This is a genomic window from Haloleucobacter albus (genome assembly GCF_052492075.1).
This window is the reverse complement of sequence record NZ_JBQWAS010000023.1, coordinates 34277-50768: the sequence shown is the minus strand read 5'-3', so window position 1 is coordinate 50768 and position 16492 is coordinate 34277. Positions and strand designations below refer to the sequence as shown.

At 62.8% G+C, this 16492-nt stretch carries 6 protein-coding genes; 4 read left to right on the top strand and 2 right to left on the bottom strand.

Annotated features, from left to right (window positions below):
• The first annotated feature begins 172 nt into the window (after nucleotides 1-172).
• On the top strand, nucleotides 173-2854 hold the full coding sequence (locus ACT6QH_RS06830; protein WP_444974065.1) for a ligase-associated DNA damage response DEXH box helicase: 2682 nt from the start codon (nucleotides 173-175) through the stop codon (nucleotides 2852-2854).
• A gap of 111 nt (nucleotides 2855-2965) precedes the next feature.
• Here the strand turns inward: ACT6QH_RS06830 and ACT6QH_RS06825 are convergent, their stop codons facing one another.
• Nucleotides 2966-6517 carry an Rne/Rng family ribonuclease gene (locus ACT6QH_RS06825; RefSeq protein WP_444974064.1) on the bottom strand — a complete coding sequence of 1184 codons (3552 nt, stop codon included), beginning with the start codon at nucleotides 6515-6517 and terminating at the stop codon, nucleotides 2966-2968.
• An 800-nt stretch (nucleotides 6518-7317) separates the two neighbouring features.
• Here ACT6QH_RS06825 and ACT6QH_RS06820 point away from each other — a divergent pair.
• From ACT6QH_RS06820 to acs, 3 genes are all read left to right on the top strand, one after another.
• On the top strand, nucleotides 7318-8754 hold the full coding sequence (locus ACT6QH_RS06820; RefSeq protein WP_444974063.1) for an N-acetylmuramoyl-L-alanine amidase: 1437 nt from the start codon (nucleotides 7318-7320) through the stop codon (nucleotides 8752-8754).
• Between the two features lie 316 nt (nucleotides 8755-9070).
• Nucleotides 9071-11470: a penicillin-binding protein 1A gene (locus tag ACT6QH_RS06815; protein ID WP_444974062.1), complete on the top strand. Its 2400-nt coding sequence runs from the start codon at nucleotides 9071-9073 to the stop codon at nucleotides 11468-11470.
• 226 nt (nucleotides 11471-11696) lie between these two features.
• Entirely contained in the window at nucleotides 11697-13649 is a 1953-nt protein-coding gene (gene acs, locus ACT6QH_RS06810) for an acetate--CoA ligase (RefSeq protein ID WP_444974061.1), read from the top strand.
• A gap of 672 nt (nucleotides 13650-14321) precedes the next feature.
• On the opposite strand, the gene ACT6QH_RS06805 is transcribed toward acs, so the two are convergent.
• Nucleotides 14322-16271, bottom strand: coding sequence for an acyltransferase family protein (locus ACT6QH_RS06805; RefSeq protein ID WP_444974060.1), 1950 nt, complete (start codon nucleotides 16269-16271; stop codon nucleotides 14322-14324).
• Between the last annotated feature and the right edge of the window lie 221 nt (nucleotides 16272-16492).

Sequence of the window (16492 nt, the reverse complement as noted above, 5' to 3'; positions counted from 1 at the left end):
CCGCCCTTTTTGCGGGCCTCCCCTCGCCAGAGGGGCACGTGCAGCCTATCTTTTGCGTGTGGCCAGACCTCCCCCCACTTCCCCCTCCTCCCCGCAGGCCGGACGGCGCGGCACCGGAAAAGTCGTGCCGAAAAAGAAAGGGGAAGCAGCAAACCCCACCGGGGAAAAGAATATGCCCGCGATTGTGCCGGCAAAAAAAGCGGTACACACGCCCCCAGCCGAGCTGGCTGAACCCACAACACAAAAGCCGAAACGCAGAAAGCCGGCCAGACCGCAACTGCCGCCTGAATTTGAAAACTGGTTCGCGGCGAGAGGCTGGAAAGTACGCCCGCATCAGTTGGATCTTCTGGCAGCGGCACAAGCCGGGCGTTCCGCATTGCTCATTGCCCCCACAGGCGCGGGCAAGACGCTGGCTGGATTTCTACCCACATTGGTGGAGCTGAAGGCGGGGCGCGCCAAGCCCGCCCTTCGGGCCCGCAACATGGCGCAGGAGCCTTCCATCGCCACCCCCTTTGCCCACCACGGGGCAGCCGGGGGCACCTCACCGCTGCACACGCTTTATATTTCGCCGCTCAAGGCACTGGCGGTAGATATTGCCCGCAATCTGGAAACGCCCATTGGCGAGATGGGTCTTCCCATAAGGGTGGAAACCCGCACCGGCGACACCCCCGCCAGCCGCCGCGCCCGTCAGCGACGCGATCCACCGGATATTCTGCTCACCACGCCGGAGCAGCTCTCTCTTCTTTTGGCCTCCAAGGATGGCGAGCATCTTTTCAATGGGCTCAGGCGTGTGGTGCTGGATGAGCTCCATGCCCTTGTAACCTCCAAGCGCGGCGACCTGCTGGCCCTGGCGCTGGCCCGGCTGCGCGCCATTGCCCCCGGCCTGCAATGTGTCGGCCTTTCCGCCACCGTGGCCGAACCGGACGCCTTGCGCCGCTATCTCGCTCCACAGGATAAGACCCTGCCCGAAGCTGCGCGTCTGGCTGATCTTGTTCTGGCCAAGGGGGGCGCAAAGGCGGATGTCTCCATTCTGAAGACCCGTGCGCCCATGCCCTGGGCCAGCCATATGGCGCTGCATGCCGTGCCGGATATTTACGCCCGGCTTGAACACAGCCACATGAGCCTTGTGTTCGTGAATACGCGGCGACAGGCGGAAGTTCTGTTTCAGCAATTATGGCGTATCAATGATGCCAATCTGCCCATCGCCCTGCATCACGGCTCGCTGGCAGTGGAGCAGCGCCGCAAGGTGGAGGCCGCCATGGCGGCAGGTAAACTGCGCGCCGTGGTAGCCACCTCATCGCTCGATCTCGGTATTGACTGGGGCGATGTGGAACTCGTCATTAATGTGGGCGCGCCCAAGGGCGCCTCGCGCCTGTTGCAGCGCATTGGCCGCGCCAATCACCGCATGGATGAGCCCTCACGCGCGGTGCTGGTGCCCGCCAATCGCTTCGAGGTTCTCGAATGCCGCGCGGCGCTGGAAGCCGTGAAGGCGAATGCGCAGGATACCCCACCCGAACGCACCGGCGCACTGGATGTGCTGGCCCAGCATGTGCTGGGCATGGCCTGCGCCGCCCCTTTTCAGGCTGATGACCTCTTCAGAGAAGTGCGCAGCGCCGCCCCCTACCGCACACTGGACCGTGCGGATTTCGACGCCGTGCTCGATTTCGTGGCCACGGGCGGCTATGCCCTGCGCGCCTATGAGCATTACGCCAAAATCCGCCGCATGAAGGATGGCCGCTGGCGGGTCTCCAACCCCATGGTGGCGCAGGCGTACCGGCTGAATGTGGGCACCATTGTGGAATCCACCATGCTGCGGGTGCGCCTTGTCTCATCCCGTGGCGGCGCACGTCGTGCAAGCGCCGGGCAGGCTGTGGGGCGCGCGCCGTGGGGCGGGCGTATTCTGGGAGATGTGGAGGAATATTTCGTCGAAACCCTCACACCCGGCGACACCTTCGTCTTCGCTGGGGAAGTGCTGCGCTATGAAGGGCTGGTGGAAGAGGAGGTTCTGGTCTCCCGCACCAGTGCGACAGACCCGAAAGTGCCGGCCTATGCCGGCGGAAAATTTCCCCTCTCCACCTTTCTGGCGGCCGGCGTGCGCGCCTTGCTGGCCAGCCCGGAGCGCTGGAAGCTACTGCCCGCCCCGGTGCGCGAATGGCTGGGGCTGCAACAGACACGCTCCCGCCTGCCGGGGCGCGATGATCTTCTGGTGGAAACCTTCACCGAGCGTGGGCGCTCCTATCTCGTCACCTATCCGTTTGAGGGACGACTGGCCCACCAGACGCTGGGTATGCTGCTGACCCGCCGGCTGGAGCGCGCCGGGCTGAAACCGCTGGGCTTCGTGGCCAATGATTATGCGCTGGCTGTTTATGGCGTGCGGGACATGGGCCTTGCGGTGGAACAGGGCCGCCTGCCACTCTGCACTCTTTTCAACGAGGATTTGCTGGGAGATGACCTCGAAGAATGGCTGGATGAAAGTGCCCTGATGCGCCGCACCTTCCGCCATTGCGCGGTGATAGCGGGGCTGATCGAGCGGCGGTTTCCCGGCAAGGAGAAGACCTCCCGGCAGGTCACGGTTTCAACCGATCTCATCTATGACGTGCTGCGCCGGCATGAGCCGCACCACCTGTTGTTGCGCGCCGCGCGGGCCGATGCCGCCACCGGCCTTCTGGATGTGAAGAGGCTGGGGGATATGCTGACGCGCATTCGCGGCAAGATCGTGCATCAGCCCCTATCCCACATCTCCCCACTTTCCGTCCCCATATTGCTGGAAATCGGACAGGAGCGCGTGGGTGGCGATGCCGATGAAGCCCTTCTGGCCGAGGCTGAAGAGCTGGTGCGCGCAGCCATGGCGTGACAGCCAGCCGCATGGGCAACCGGTACAATGAAAAACACCCGCCGGAGCAACCGGCGGGTGTCTGTTTTTCTGAGCTCATTCCGATGATGATCTCAAGGGCGGGTGTGCCCCTCATTCACCCTGAGACTTGCGCTGCCACCAGCCGGTGCGACGCGGACGCACAGGCGCTTCGGCTTCGGCCGGAGCCTCGGCTGTAGAAGCAGTTTCTACAGCAACAACCGGCGCTTCAGCCCCGGCTGGTTCCACCGCGGCTTCAGCCGCTTCCACTGGCTGAGCCACCTCGGCAGCGGGAATCTCAACCTCAACCGGGGAAGTGGCGACTGCCGCGTCCGCTTCTGCCGCAGGCGTTGTTTCCGCCACAGGCTCGGAAGCCCCCACCGCAGGCGCCTTCTCGCGCACAGCCGTGCGACGTCGACGCCGGGGCTTCGCAACCACCTCTTCCGTCTCATCCGGCTTGGCCGACACTGCCGCAGGCGCCGCTTCAACCGCAGGCTCCGTCACAGGGCTCGCGGCCACCGGGCTTTCCGTCGCCGGCACCTGCGCGGCAGCAGAGGTTTCCTTCTGCGTCTCCTGCGTCGCATCCGTATCGACCGGAACCGGCTCTGCGGCCATCACTTCAGAAGACGCATCTGCATTCGCGTTGTGGCCTGCGACCTGATCGGCTTCAGCCTGATCCGCCTCCGAATCCTCTGAAGACGCACCTTCAGAAGACGTCCCCTCGCCCTCGCCCTCGCGGTCCCGGCGATTGCGGCGGCCACCCCGACGCCCGCGACGGCGGCGACGACGATCGGCACTCTCTTCGGATTCATCATCACTGCCGCGATTGTCTTCGCCGTCGTCCTCAGCGCTCTCGCTTTCCTCACCGCCCTCAGCCTGCGCGGGAGAAGCTTCGCTCTCGCCCTCCTGCTCGCCGGCCTCGGACTGCGCCTCATCCTGCCCGTCCTCTGGACGACGGCGGCGACGGCTGCGGCGGCGGCGGTTATTGTTGCGCCGGTTGTTTTCCTCTTCCGTCTCCTCGCTGGCCTCAGCGGTTTCGGTCTCCTGCCCGGCCTCTTCCTCGACCGCCTCTTCCTCCATGAAATCATCATCAAGATGAATGGAGTCGGGCTGCACCACCGGCGCGGAACGCGTCACAGCCGGCGCGCGGGAGGCCGGTTCACCCTTTTCGATCACGAAGGGCTGGTGACCCGTCACTTCATCATCAGCAAGAATGATGAGGTTCACGGAGAAACGATCTTCCAGCTCGCGCAGATGGGCGCGCTTCTGGTTAAGCATGTAGAGCGCAACCTCGGTGCGCACGCGCGCGGTGAGATTATGCGTGGTTGAGCGCAGAAGCTGTTCTTCCAGCGCCCGCAGAAGCTGGAGCGCAACAGACGCCGCCGAACGCACATGGCCGGTGCCACCGCAATGCGGGCACACTTCGATGGAGCTTTCCAGCACGCCGGTGCGGATGCGCTGACGCGACATTTCCAGCAGGCCGAAATGCGAAATACGGCCGATCTGGATGCGGGCGCGGTCAGTCTTCAGGCAATCCTTGAGCTTGCGTTCCACCGCCCGGTTGTTGCGCTTCTCCTCCATATCGATGAAGTCGACAACAATCAGGCCGGCCAGATCGCGCAGGCGCAACTGGCGGGCGATTTCCTCCGCCGCTTCCAGATTGGTCTTGAGCGCGGTGTCCTCGATATGATGCTCCCGCGTGGAGCGGCCGGAATTAACGTCGATCGACACCAGCGCTTCGGTCGGGTCGATGACGATATAGCCGCCGCTCTTGAGCTGCACCACCGGCGAGAACATGGCGTCGAGCTGCTGCTCCACACCGTAACGGGCATAGATAGGCTGCGGGTCGCGATAGGGCTGGACCAGCTTGGCATGGCTCGGCATGAGCATGCGCATGAAGTCCTTGGCTTCCTTGTAGCCGTCTTCGCCGGCCACAATCACCTCGTCGATATCCTTGTTGTACAGGTCGCGGATGGCGCGCTTGATGAGCGAGCCCTCCTCATAGACAAGGCTTGGCGCGGCGGAATCCAGTGTCAGCTCGCGCACAGTCTCCCACAGGCGCAAGAGATACTCGAAGTCGCGCTTGATCTCGGTCTTGGTGCGGTTCGCGCCTGCCGTACGCAGGATCACGCCCATGCCTTCCGGCACCTCCAGATCCTGCACCACTTCCTTCAGGCGCTTGCGATCGGCGGTATTGGTAATTTTGCGGGAGATGCCGCCACCGCGCGCGGTGTTGGGCATCAGCACGGAATAGCGACCGGCGAGCGAGAGATAGGTGGTGAGCGCTGCGCCCTTGTTGCCGCGCTCTTCCTTTACCACCTGCACCAGCATCACCTGGCGACGGCGGATGACTTCCTGGATCTTGTAGGTGCGGGCGCGACGGCCCGAACGCTCCGGCACTTCCTCAAGCGCATCGTCATCAGCGCCGAGATGCTCGATCTCGTCATCCTCATCAATCTGCTCGACGTCGCCATCATCCTCATCGTCATCATGATTATCATCATGATCGTGGGAGGATGCTTCCGCTGCGGCCGGCTTGCCCCGCCGCTTGCCATAACGACGATAGCGGCCATTGCGCCGGGAGCGTCCCTTTTCCTCATCTGCGGAATCGGAGGCTTCCTCATCGGAAGTTTCGCCCTCGTCCGCCTCGTCTTCATCGGACGCATCGCCAGAGGCGACAGAAGACACCTCGTCTTCGTCTTCCGGCGTGGCGGAAGACTCTTCCGACTCAGCAACAGGCTCAGCTTCCGCGACTGCGGGCGCATCTTCAGCGGGAGCGTTCCGGGTGGAAAGCTCCTCAGATGACGGCTCTTCAGCCACGACGACTTCAGCCTGCGCAGCTTCGACAGAAACCGGCTCCCCGGCAGAAGGCGCTTCCGGGGCCGGCTCGCTCACCACCTCATCCGCCGGGGCTGCGAATGTGGCCGCCGGGGGCTCATCCGCAGCGGGCTTTTCAGCCTCTTCACCAGATTCAGCCTCAGTGGCAACCGGCTCCGCCTCGGGCTGGGCGGCTTCAAGCGGCTTTTCGGCAGCAGCTTCCGCAACGGGCTCAGCCTGCGCGGGCTCTGCCGCTTCCGGCGCTTCGGACACCTCAACCGTCGCTGCGTCTTCAGACACACTTCCGGCCTCGGAGGCTTCGACGGCTTCCGCAACAGGCTGCGCTTCCGGCATCGCGGTTTCAGCAGCCACGGGGACGACCGGCTCGGTTACAACCCCGGCTTCCGCGACGTCATTCTCCCCTGCATCGGGGATCTGATCCTCGGCATCGTCATGCGCTTCAGCATCGCGGGCTGCGGCATCGCGCTGTTCGGAACGCCCCTTGCGACCGCGATTGCGGCGCTTCTCGCGCACCTCGGAATCATCCTCGGCGAGACGCGCGGCGCGCTCGTCCTCTTCCAGCAGCGCAAGGCGATCAGCGACCGGGATCTGATAATAATCCGGGTGGATCTCGCTGAAGGCGAGGAAGCCGTGGCGGTTGCCGCCATATTCTATGAACGCCGCCTGGAGCGACGGCTCAACCCGCGTAACCTTGGCGAGGTAGATATTGCCCCGCAACTGCTTGCGGGAGGCAGACTCATAGTCGAATTCCTCGACCCGGTTGCCGCGCACCACAACCACCCGTGTTTCTTCCGGGTGGGTGGCATCGATGAGCATCTTGTTGGCCATGTAAATCTCTCTTCACGGCGCCGGGGGCAGGGCATGGCCATGGTCGCCGGGGCGCTGCCCTTCGGGGGCCAGCCCGCGTGCCATTCGGACGCCGGATGTGATGACGCAAAGAAGCAGAGAAACGGTTGCGCCAAGGCGTGTCTGCCACGCCTCCGACGTCGGGGCACACGGGAGCGCGACCAACGCGCCTGTCGTGCGGAGAAAAATCCATGCCCTCGGCTACCCGCCTCTCGATGATCATTTCACCGGAGCCGAGATCTTCCTCTGTGAGGGTTGCCTCGCTCCGGCCTTGGCGCACACAGCTGGCCCATTGCCAGAAATTCCGGAAGGAATCCTCCACGGCACAGGCTGCTCGGGCCACCGCCGGGCGCATGCCTTGCATGCCCCCGCAGGCCAGCCGGCATGAAACGGCGGCACAACCTGCTGAAAGGATGAGTTCCCGGCCTTGTAGCGGAGCGCAACACATGAACGCGCGACACCCGGACCGAACCACCCGCGGCAGCCGCGGAGCCGGCGGCGGAAAGGCCTTGTCCGGAACGCGAACTGTGTACGACTTCCTTCTTAGCCGCCAGCCTTCACCCTTTGCAAGATTTATGCGTGATCTGCGGCACTTCATACCTCTGCCGCATGGTGAAAGCCTGACGACGAAAGACAGCCGCACCCCGGCCACCGCCTGCCCGGACTGGATTTTCCTCAACTGTTCACAGGGCCCGCCCTGTGCCCATCAACGTCCGGTTAAGGAAAGCTGCTTATCGCTTGAAGGGACGGAAAACACAGCCAGCCGGCAATTCGGGAAGCCCATGGACCAGCCCCTTCGGCAGATCACAGCCTCCGGCGACGCCGGCGCGGTCTCAACCGCGATTCGGGTCTGGTCCGGTCGGGCGCGCCATATTCTGCCCCTTCTTCTTGCCACCCTGTTCCTGTGCATCACGCAGTGGGGGGCCCATGCGGAAACGCCCCCGGACGCCTCCGACACTGCGACGCAGACCTCCGCACACGTCACCAAGCAAGCCGTGGCGCAGCAAACCGTGGCACAGCAAACCGCCATTGCACAGGATGCCCGCCTGGCCGGCGATGACAGCCGCACACGGCTGATTGTCGATCTCGACCGCACGGTAGATATCCGCGCCTTCACCCTGGCCAATCCGCCCCGCGTGGTGATTGACCTGAAGAATGTGCATTTTCATTTCCAGCCGGAACCGGAAGCCCGCCAGCGGGGGCTGATTTCCACCTATCGCTTTGGCGTGTTCGCTCCCGGCAAGGCCCGCATGGTACTGGACGCAACCGGCCCGGTGGCCATCGACAAGACCTATATTCTGGACGCCGTTGATGACCAGCCCGCCCGGCTGGTGGTGGATCTCATCAAGAGCGACGCCGATCAGTTCGTGCGCGATGCCGCCAGCGCCGCCGCGCGCCAGCCGGTGGAAGAGCCCGCCATGGCGGCCGCCTCTTCAGTTGCACCCCTCGCGAAACAGGAGCGCGCCAGCGCCCTGCCCGTTGTGGTACTGGACCCCGGCCATGGCGGCATTGATTCCGGCACCACGGGCTACAGCCGCTTCACGGAAAAGAACATTGTGCTGGAAACCGCCCTCGCCCTGCGCCGCAAGCTGGAGGAAACCGGGCGCTACAAGGTGGTGATGACCCGCGAGAGCGACACCTTCATTGCGCTGGGGGAGCGGGTGCGCATTGCGCGGGAACATCAGGCAGACCTGTTCATCTCCATCCATGCCGACGCTCTGGCGAGGGGGGATGGCAATGCCAGTGGCGCCAGTGTCTACACCCTCTCGGAAAAAGCCAGTGATGCAGATGCCGCGCGGCTGGCCGAAAAGGAAAACAAGGCCGATCTGATCGCCGGCATTGATCTGAGCGACGAAACCGATGCCGTGGCCGATATTCTGCTGGAACTGGCGCATCGTGAAACCCGCTCCTTCTCCGCCCGGTTCGCCCGTGAGCTCGTCTCCAATATGAAGGGCCGGGTGAACACCCATGGCAAACCGCTCAAATCTGCCCGGTTCCGGGTGCTGCGGGCCCATGATGTCCCCTCCGTACTGGTCGAGCTGGGCTATATGTCCAACCGGAAAGACCTCCGACAGCTCACCTCGGAAACCTGGCGCGACCGCATGAGCGATGCCATGATGGCGGCTATCGAACACTTCTTCTCCGAGCGCCACGCCGTCTTTCTCTCCGTGGATAGCGTGGAAACAACCGGCTCGATTCCGAATCAGCCCCGCAACTGAGATGCCGCCCGGTGGGCGCCCTTATCCTGCGGCGCAGCTATCACCCGCCCACCATCAAACACGCCGGAAAGCCATGCGGCGCACCGTGTTTGTCGCGATGCGGCCACGTTTTCCCGTCATAGCAGCGCAGTCTGGCCACATGCCGCCTCACGCGGAAGACCCGCCCATGCACGACCACAATGCCGGGCGCGGGTAGAGGAAAAGCTTTCGCATCGCGGCCCTGTCGCGCTACAGCGGAACGGGTGATTGGCTGGACAGCTCGAGTCGCGCCATGCGAGTCGTGTCTTGAACGAGGCGAATGGAGGGGCCCCGCGAAATGAGTCTGATGATGAGGTTTCTGGGTTTCCTGTTCGCCCTCATGACTCTGGTGGTGCTGATTGGCGCCGCCGGCGCGACCTATGTGATCTGGAAATATTCCCAGGACCTACCGGACTATACCCAACTCCAGAATTACGAGCCGCCGGTGATGACCCGCGTGCATGCGGCCGATGGCGCGCTGGTGGCCGAATACGCCAAGCAGCGCCGGCTTTATGTGCCGATCGAATCCGTGCCGAAGCTTGTGATCGAGGCCTTCCTCTCCGCCGAGGACAAGAATTTCTACGAGCATGGCGGCATTGACCCCACAGGCATTTTCCGCGCAGCCGTGGCCTATGCGCAGAATTATGGCACCAATCGCCGTCCGCAGGGCGCCTCCACCATCACCCAGCAGGTGGCCAAGAACTTCCTTCTCACCAATGAGGTTTCCTTTGATCGCAAGATCAAGGAAGCCCTGTTGGCCCTGCGCATCGAGCAGGCCTATTCCAAGGACCGTATCCTCGAACTGTATCTGAACGAGATTTATCTCGGCATGGGCGCCTATGGCATCGGCGCCGCGGCTCTGGTCTATTTCGACAAGTCGGTGGAAGAGCTGAATATTCAGGAATCCGCCTATCTGGCGGCCCTGCCCAAGGCCCCCTCCTCCTACAACCCCTTCCGTGATCGCCAGCGCGCCATCGACCGCCGCAACTGGGTGATCGACCGCATGGCAGAAAACGGCTTCATCACGCCGGAGCAGGCCGCCGAGGCCAAGAAATCCCCCCTTGATGTGACGCCCCGCCCCACTGGCGCGCAGATTTTCGCCGCCGAATATTATGCCGAGGAAGTGCGCCGTCAGATTTACGAGCGCTACGGGCAAGACAAGCTCTATGAGGGCGGCCTTTCCGTGCGCACGCCGCTGGACCCCAAGCTACAGGCGCTGGCCAAGAAAACCCTCTCTGCCGGCCTCGTAGGCTATGATGAGCGGCGCGGCTGGCGCGGCCCGGTCACCACCATTCCCCTCACCGGGGATTGGGGCGAGGAGCTGGGCAAGGTCAAGGAACTCTCGGATATTCCCTGGCAGCTTGCCGTTGTGCTGGATGTCAACAAATCCAACGCCAGCATCGGCCTGCAACCGCCGCATGACAAATCCGGCCGGCGCGGCACAGAGCGTGATGTGGGCATTATTCCCGCTTCCGGCGTGAAATGGACGCACAAATCCCTCACCAGCGTGCTGAAGCCGGGTGATGTGGTCTATGTCGAACCCACCAAGGAGAAGGGGCAGTATCGGCTGCGCCAGATCCCCGCTGTCTCCGGCGCCATGGTGGTGATGGAACCGACAACAGGCCGCGTGCTCGCCCTTTCCGGCGGCTTTTCCTACGATCAGAGCGAGTTCAACCGCGCCACGCAGGCCATGCGCCAGCCCGGTTCCTCGTTCAAGCCCATCGTCTACGCCACGGCACTGGACAATGGCTACACCCCCTCCACCATCGTGGCCGATGCCCCCTTCGAGATTGATCAGGGACCGGGCCTTGGCGTATGGCGACCCTCCAACTATTCCAACAAGTTCTACGGCCCGCAAACGCTGCGCTTCGGGCTGGAACGCTCCCGCAACGTGATGACCGTGCAACTTGCCAACGATATCGGCATGCCGATCATCTCTGAATATGCCAAGCGCTTTGGTGTGTATGACAACATGCCGCCGCTTCTCTCCTATTCGCTGGGGGCAGGCGAAACCACGCTGCTGCGCATGGTGGGTGCCTATGCCATGATCGCCAATGGCGGGCGCAAGGTGACCCCCTCGCTTATCGACCGCATTCAGGATCGCTACGGCCACACCATCTACCGGCACGATGAGCGTGAATGTCAGGGCTGCGAGGCTGAAAAGTGGGAAGGCCAGGACGAACCCACCCTGATCGACCGTCGCCCGATGGTGCTCGATCCCATGACCGCCTACCAGATCACATCCATGATGGAGGGCGTGGTTCAACGCGGCACTGGCACCCGGCTGAAGGCCGTGGGCAAGCCCGTGGCCGGCAAAACCGGCACCACCAACGAGGAAAAGGACGCCTGGTTCATCGGCTTCACCCCGGAAATGGTGGTGGGCGTCTATATTGGCTACGATCGGCCGCGGCCCATGGGGCGGGGTTCCACCGGCGGCGTTCTGGCTGCCCCCGTTGTGCGCGATTTCATGAAGGATGCGCTGGAAGATCGGCCGGCCATCCCGTTCCGCGTGCCGCCGGGTATCAAGCTGGTACGGATCGACCGCAAGAGCGGCCAGCGCGCCGAGAAAGGTGGCAACACCATTCTGGAAGGCTTCAAGCCCGGTACCGCCCCGCCTGACAGCTATTCGGTCTCGGATTTCTCAGGCGATGCCTATGACGCGCCGCAGACCTCCCAGCCGACAGGCGGTCTCTACTGAATGCGAAAAGCCCGGGTTGTCCGACAACTCGGGCTTTTTCTTATCTACATACCTTTTCGAAGTGCGGCATGTGTGCAGTGCAACCAGAAGATATGGGGGACTTCGCCAAAAGTATGCCTGCCATGCGCCTTGTGCAGACCTTCGCGGCTCACCATAATCCCTTCAACAACAGGTGATCGACGCTTCGGCAGAAAGATCGGGCAAGATCACGCGGGAGGAGGAAAACATGTCGGATAAGATCTACGATGTCCCATCCAGCTGGGCCGGCCAGGCACTTGTGGATGCGGGCCAGTACAAGGCCATGTATGAGGAATCCATCAAGGATCCGAATGCCTTCTGGGGCGAGCATGGCAAGCGGATCGACTGGTTCCACCCTTATACCAAGGTGAAGAACACCTCCTTTGACCCCGGCCATGTCTCCATCAAGTGGTTTGAAGACGGCATCACCAATGTCGCCTATAACTGCGTAGATCGTCACCTTGAGAAGCGCGGCGATCAGGTCGCCATCATCTGGGAAGGCGATAGCCCGGATGAGAGCCGCAAGATCACCTATCGTGAACTCTCCGAGCAGGTGAACAAGCTCGCCAATGTGCTGCGCAACCGCGATGTGCAGAAGGGTGACCGCGTCACCATCTATATGCCGATGATCCCCGAAGCAGCCTATGCGATGCTGGCCTGCGCCCGTCTTGGCGCGGTGCATTCCATCGTGTTCGGCGGCTTCTCACCGGACAGCCTGGCTGGCCGCGTGGCCGATTGCGGCGCCAAGGTCATCATCACTGCCGATGAAGGCCTGCGTGGTGGCCGCAAAGTGCCTCTGAAAGCCAATGTGGACGCCGCCATCGACCATATGGGCGGCGGTGTGGACCATGTCATCGTCGTGCGCCGCACCGGCGGTGATGTGAATATGGAGCCCGGCCGCGACGTCTATTATGACGAAGCCATCGCCATGGTCACCGATGAGTGCCCGCCTGAGCATGTGCATGCGGAAGATCCGCTGTTCATCCTCTACACCTCCGGCTCCACCGGCAAGCCGAAGGGCGTGCTGCACACCACCGGCGGCTATCTCGTCTACGCCTCCATGACGCATCAATATATCTTCGATTACCACGAAGGTGAGGTGTACTGGTGCACGGCCGATGTGGGCTGGGTGACTGGCCACTCCTACATCGTATATGGCCCGCTGGCGAATGGCGCGACCACGCTGATGTTTGAGGGCGTGCCCAACTATCCGTCCAACTCCCGCTTCTGGGAAGTGGTCGACAAGCACAATGTCAATATCTTCTACACCGCCCCCACCGCCATCCGCGCACTGATGCAGCATGGCGACGAGGCTGTGAAGAAGACTTCTCGCAGCTCCCTGCGCCTTCTGGGCTCGGTGGGTGAGCCCATCAACCCCGAAGCATGGGAATGGTATCACCGCGTGGTGGGCGAAGAGCGTTGCCCCATCGTGGATACCTGGTGGCAGACGGAAACCGGCGGCATTCTCATTGCCCCGTTGCCTGGCGCCACGGCGCTGAAGCCCGGCTCCGCCACCCTGCCCTTCTTCGGCGTCATACCGGAAGTGGTGGATGCGGAAGGCAAGGTGCTGGACGGCGCCTGCGAGGGCAATCTCGTGATCGCCGATTCCTGGCCGGGCCAGATGCGCACCGTCTATGGAGACCATGAGCGCTTCGAGCAGACCTATTTCTCCACCTACCCCGGCAAATACTTCACCGGCGACGGCTGCCGCCGTGATGCCGATGGATATTACTGGATCACCGGCCGCGTGGATGACGTGATCAACGTCTCCGGTCACCGCATGGGCACGGCCGAGGTGGAAAGCGCACTGGTGGCGCACCCCAAGGTCTCCGAGGCCGCCGTGGTTGGCTTCCCGCATGATATCAAGGGCCAGGGCATCTATGCCTATGTCACCCTGATGGATGGCGAGGAACCCTCCGATGCGCTGCGCAAGGAACTGGTGACCTGGGTGCGGCAGGAGATTGGCCCCATCGCCTCTCCAGATCTTATCCAGTTCGCACCGGGCCTGCCGAAGACCCGTTCGGGCAAGATCATGCGCCGCATCCTGCGCAAGATCGCGGAAGATCAGTTCGAGAGCCTCGGGGACACCTCCACGCTGGCCGATCCCGGCGTTGTGGATGATCTCATCCACAACCGCCAGAACAAGCAGTCTGCCGCCTGACGACGGATGCGCTGAAAATCAGAACCGAAGCGGGGCCGGCATCATATGCCGGCCCCGTTTTCATTCCCACCTGAAAGCTTGAAGGAAACTTCAGCCAAAGGCTCTGCCTGCCGCATCCAATCCATGGCGCGTAGCGGAACAGTCATCAAGACGGTCGATGTTGGGGCGGGCGTTTCCTCCCCCTTCAAGGTGAGGGGCATAACTGCTCCGGTCGCCACACCCCTTTTGCAGAGGTCAGTACGCATTTACCCGGCGATTAAAACCTTCAATCGCATTATTATAGTCACGCGTGGCCGCAGATATTTTATTTTCGGCATCATCAACTATACATCTCTGAAAACGCTCCAGACTATCTGGCATAGTCCGCCATTTCGGCCTTGCAACGATCGAATTCATACTGGTCACTGAACTGACCATACTGCTCTGCGCAGTAAGGAGTGCTGGGTTTCGTGCAATAGGCTTGGGCAGGCAGTGAAAACAAAACCAGAGATGCCCCTGAAGCCGCAAGCATGCGCCACATATTTTTCACCCAAAAGCTTTAGACGACACGCCCTTGCACCAAAGAGCATCAAACGGAAATGATCGTTAGAAGCGCCCTGCCTCTTCGAGGATCATTCCATGTCCCCGTTATTGATCCCCCTTATTGGCCCCTACGGATCTGACGATCCAGACTCAGGGCCGGGCATTCGGCAGTTTAGCTTCCAGACTTTTCAGCGCCGCAGCCAGTTCTCCCATCAGCGCCATGGAGCCCGCGACATTGAGATGTCCGCCATCGGTCATCGCCACAGCGCCATCTGCCAGCACCGGCCGACACATCGCGCCATCGCACTGAATGTGCCGGGGCAGCACCAGCCGCACGCGTGGTGAGGACATGGCGATTGCCTTCAACGCCCCTTCCACTGGAGCCAGCCCGGCAGCAGCCTCATGGGCTGGCCGCGCACAGCGTGCTTCGCTGAAACCGGCGAAACGCTGGCGCGCCACGCAGCGCCCGCCTCCTGTCTCGAAGGGTACGGGCGGAGCTACCAGAACGACGCCACGGCCGGAATCCGTCAGTCGCCGCACCGCTGCCGCCAACGGTGCCAGGCCGTCTGCCCCCCGTACCATCTGCCCGATCCAGGCCCCGCCAATCACCACCAGCCTCACGCGCGGATTATCCAGAATGGCCTTCAGGCTTTCTGCCCGGAAAGCGTCACAAGCCCGCGCCTCATTGGAAAGGCCACTCCCCTGCGGTCCCGGCAATAATGGCGCGCAGCCGGCCTTGGTGAGCTGCACCACCCCATAACCCTGCGCACGCGCCAGCTCATCCAGCGTGGCGCCATGCTGATCCGCCAGGGAATCACCCCATAGCGCCATCAGAGGCGTATCATCTCCCGTCAGGCCGAAGCGGCAATCGGCCGGGGCGGAAGAGATACCCGGCCCCACAAGGCAGTGGGCGCTTCCGGCCCAATGCTGATGCGCGGCCTCTTCGGCCTGACGGGCAGCCTCATTCGCACGCCCCGGAAAACCGCCGGAGAGGCTGAAGGCCGCCCCCACGCCCACCAGCACCGCCAGAGCGGCCAGCCCCAGCGTGATATGGCGCAGCTCTTCCCGCAGGGTGGTGGGGCCATGCGCCCGAAAGGGATGTTCCACAAAGCGCCAGGAAAAAGCCGCCAGCGCCACCGCCGCGCCCACCCCGGCCAGCAGCTGTACCAGCGAGAGATGCGGCCCAATATAGAGCCGCATGAAAGAGAGAATGGGCCAATGCCACAGATAGAGCGAATAGGAGATGAGCCCCACCCAAACCAATGGCGACAGGGACAGAAGACGCCCCATCCATGTCACTCGGCCATCCTGTCCGGCCCACAGCACGGCCAACGCCCCCAGCGTGGGCAGCAGGGCAGACGCACCGGGAAAGATGGTGTGGCTGTCATACAGGATAATGGCAGCCACAATGGCCCCCACCCCTGCCAGCGCGATCAACTCTGGCAGCCAGCGCCCGCGCGGACGCGGCAGATAGCCCAGCGCCAGCGCCGCCCCCAGCAGCAATTCCCACGCCCGGCCCTCGAAATTGAAGAATGCCTGTGGCGGGCGCAGCACTGCATTGCGCGTGGCCACGAACAGCGACACAGCAATAAGCGCAAACACCACATAGGGCCGGAACCGCGCCAGACGCGGCTGGAACAGCGCGAACAACAGCAGCGGCCAGATCAGATAAAACTGCTCTTCAATGGCCAGAGACCATGTGTGCAACAAAGGCTGTTCATCGGCCGTGGGGGCGAAATAGCCGGTAGCCGAAAGAAAATAGCGATTGGCGAAAAACACCGAGGCATAGCGCAGAGACGCGCCAAAATCCTCCAGCATCCGCGGCGTGAACCAGATGAGGGCGGCAATGGCTGTACAGGCCGCCACCAGCACATAGGCCGGCAGAATGCGTCGCACCCGCCTGTCATAGAAGCGGGCCAGTGAAAAGCGCGCCTGCGCCAGATCCGCCGCCAGAATGGAGGTGATGAGATAGCCGGAGATAACGAAGAAAACATCCACGCCCACAAAGCCGCCCGGCACCAGACGTGGATCGGCATGGAACAGCACGACAGGTATCACCGCCAGCGCGCGCAGCCCGCTGATGTCTGCCCGATATCGCATCTCTCAGATCCAGCTCCGAAGCCTTCGCGGCAGACAAGGCGCGCACAGTGCCGCACAAGATCGCCTGCATGGAAAAGACGCCGGCCGGCCCTGCCGACGCCATTCAACTGAAGGCCCTGCTTATGGCAAAGTCAGCCCCCGTGAACAAGCTGCCGGCTCCCATACGGTGCGCCACACAAGCTTGCACAGCTTTTCCCGCACCTGCTGCCGGGTGGACATGA

Excerpts from the sequence above, each read along its gene's own strand:
- ACT6QH_RS06830 (WP_444974065.1), top strand. The coding sequence starts at position 173 with ATGCCCGCGATTGTGCCGGCAAAAAAAGCGGTACACACGCCCCCAGCC.
- ACT6QH_RS06825 (WP_444974064.1), bottom strand. The coding sequence starts at position 6,517 with ATGGCCAACAAGATGCTCATCGATGCCACCCACCCGGAAGAAACACGG.
- ACT6QH_RS06820 (WP_444974063.1), top strand. The coding sequence starts at position 7,318 with ATGGACCAGCCCCTTCGGCAGATCACAGCCTCCGGCGACGCCGGCGCG.
- ACT6QH_RS06815 (WP_444974062.1), top strand. The coding sequence starts at position 9,071 with ATGAGTCTGATGATGAGGTTTCTGGGTTTCCTGTTCGCCCTCATGACT.
- acs (WP_444974061.1), top strand. The coding sequence starts at position 11,697 with ATGTCGGATAAGATCTACGATGTCCCATCCAGCTGGGCCGGCCAGGCA.
- ACT6QH_RS06805 (WP_444974060.1), bottom strand. The coding sequence starts at position 16,271 with ATGCGATATCGGGCAGACATCAGCGGGCTGCGCGCGCTGGCGGTGATA.